Annotated in this window: 3 protein-coding genes; 1 reads left to right on the forward strand and 2 read right to left on the reverse strand. The window is 61.8% G+C overall.

Translation table 11 applies throughout. The features are described 5' to 3' along the window. On the forward strand, positions 1–676 hold a 676-nt coding region (locus U9980_RS18075), incomplete at its 5' end, for a hypothetical protein (protein ID WP_322768999.1). A gap of 341 nt (positions 677–1017) precedes the next feature. On the opposite strand, the gene U9980_RS18080 is transcribed toward U9980_RS18075, so the two are convergent. Continuing rightward, positions 1018–1353: a hypothetical protein gene (locus U9980_RS18080; protein ID WP_322749373.1), complete on the reverse strand. Its 336-nt coding sequence runs from the start codon at positions 1351–1353 to the stop codon at positions 1018–1020. 86 nt (positions 1354–1439) lie between these two features. Then, positions 1440–1933, reverse strand: a 494-nt coding sequence (locus U9980_RS18085) for a YdeI/OmpD-associated family protein (protein WP_322769000.1), incomplete at its 5' end; no start/stop codon positions are given.

Below are 1933 nucleotides of genomic sequence, written 5' to 3' on the forward strand. Positions count from 1 at the left end.
GGGACCGAAAGATCTATGGTGGCTGTTACGGCAAGCATCTGCCGAAGCGAGAGCTTCTGTGCTTGGGACCCATGGATGGCGGTTGAACCGAACCCGGCTCCAAGACTTCAGCGGCGTAGGCGATGATCCAGTGTCGCTCGCTGCGGGCCGATCAGTAGCGCAACTCCTGGACGGCTTCGCCGCTGGCGGCGTCGTCGATCCCCTAAACGCGAAGGCATTCGCCGGGACGCTTACCATGTTCCTACTCGGCGACGACGACACATTCGAGAATCAGACGGGCCTACTGGAACAACGCTGCCAAGATGATCAATTTGAAACAATGCTCACGTCGATCTCGTTCTGCGTCAAGGCCGTACAGCTGTGGGAAGCGGCGACCGGAGAGAAGCCAGAACTATGGGCCGAGATGTTGATCTACTCCGGATTGACCATCCCCTACATCGCGCAAATTGTGATGTCAGCACGGTACGGGACCGCGATGGACGTGCCTGTGCCCGGCCACCCGGAAGATCAGCAGAAGATCACAATGAACCTTGGCCGGGTTACCGCGATGACTCTTCAGTTGACGGCCGATCATCGTCGACCTGATCCGCTGGTATCGGTCTTGCAAGATCTTCTGATAAGCGTTCAACGAGAGCCACCGCCGACCTGCGACGAGAGTGAACCGCGTCGCCGATAGGCATCACTCCGCCCAGTCCCGGCCTGATCACCGTAGCTCATGATATAGGGTGATCCGCTGCTGACCTCCTACACTGGGAGCGGCGGAATTTATCGTCATGGTCGGCACCGCCATAAACTCGCCGATCTACTCTTCGTGTGGACGGGGTCGCGGCGTCCGGCGATGTAGTTGGTACTGAAGTCCGGCAGGGCTCGTCGCAGTCGAGCATGTGGTAAGCCGCGACGGTGATCGACTGTCTGATAGTGACGCGGGCCCTTGGACTCGATCATCGCGGTGACCGCCCACCGCGAGTGCGCAGCTCTGGCCACCCACGACCGACGACCTCGAACCCGAGCCACTCATCAAGATCTGAGCGAAGTGCCTTTTCCGGCTTGGCTGATCGCCATCTCCCGCTTCGAGGGGACGAAGCGTGGCCACCGATTGTAGCCAACCTGGGGGTCATTCGCTCTCAGCGACCGGATGTAGGCAACCTCGACTCGGCTCACCTCCGCGTCGGTCGCCGTATCGGACTCCCACAGAATCTCTTTCCTGACCGTGAAGTCTCGGCGTTGCTCCGGCGTAAAGTCCTGTTCCACCCGGCGACCGTCCACGCTCCCGAAGTACGTGAGTGTGCCGGTCAGGTCCTTCCCGATATAGATCTTTCCGTTCGGATACGTGATCCTGTAGACGACCTTCACGCCGATCATCTTACGCAGTGCCGCAGGCCTCATGAGAGACCAGCAACCCCAGCGCCGGCTGGACCGGGCGACGTTTCAGGTTCCCATCAGGAAAGCTTTTCGTCCCGAACGAGTCGGCGCCCCGCATCTCTGGGTCTTGGGCGCTCCTTCTTGTCTTCCTCCAGGAGACGGACCACCTCCGCGATACGGACCGGACGTTGGTCGGGACGACGCCTTGTCGCGTCGATCCAGGTCAGGTACCCCTTACGGTAGAACTGCGCGAGCGAGTCGAAGAAGGCACCAGCCGCTGGCGAAGCCTCCAGCGCCGCCGCGACGTCAGGCGCGAAGCTATGGCGTTGCGGACCCTCCGCTTCGATCACCACATCGGCCAGCCGTTCTGAAGAGGTGCGACGCGAGTTCCACGCCGGCCCGAGCACAACGACACGCCCCGTGCCGTCAACGACACCGCGGAACCGGCACCCGTCGATGACTCCAGTGACGTGGTGGCGGGGCTTGTGACCCCAGACCTCGTCGGGATCGAAGGGGATCGGTACGTGCGTGCGTCCCTGCCCGTCCACGGTGAGCGAGGCGGTGAACCGCC

Origin of the sequence: Protofrankia sp. Cr1 (assembly GCF_963555865.1) — a bacterium.
In the GTDB taxonomy this organism is placed as follows: domain Bacteria; phylum Actinomycetota; class Actinomycetes; order Frankiales; family Frankiaceae; genus Protofrankia.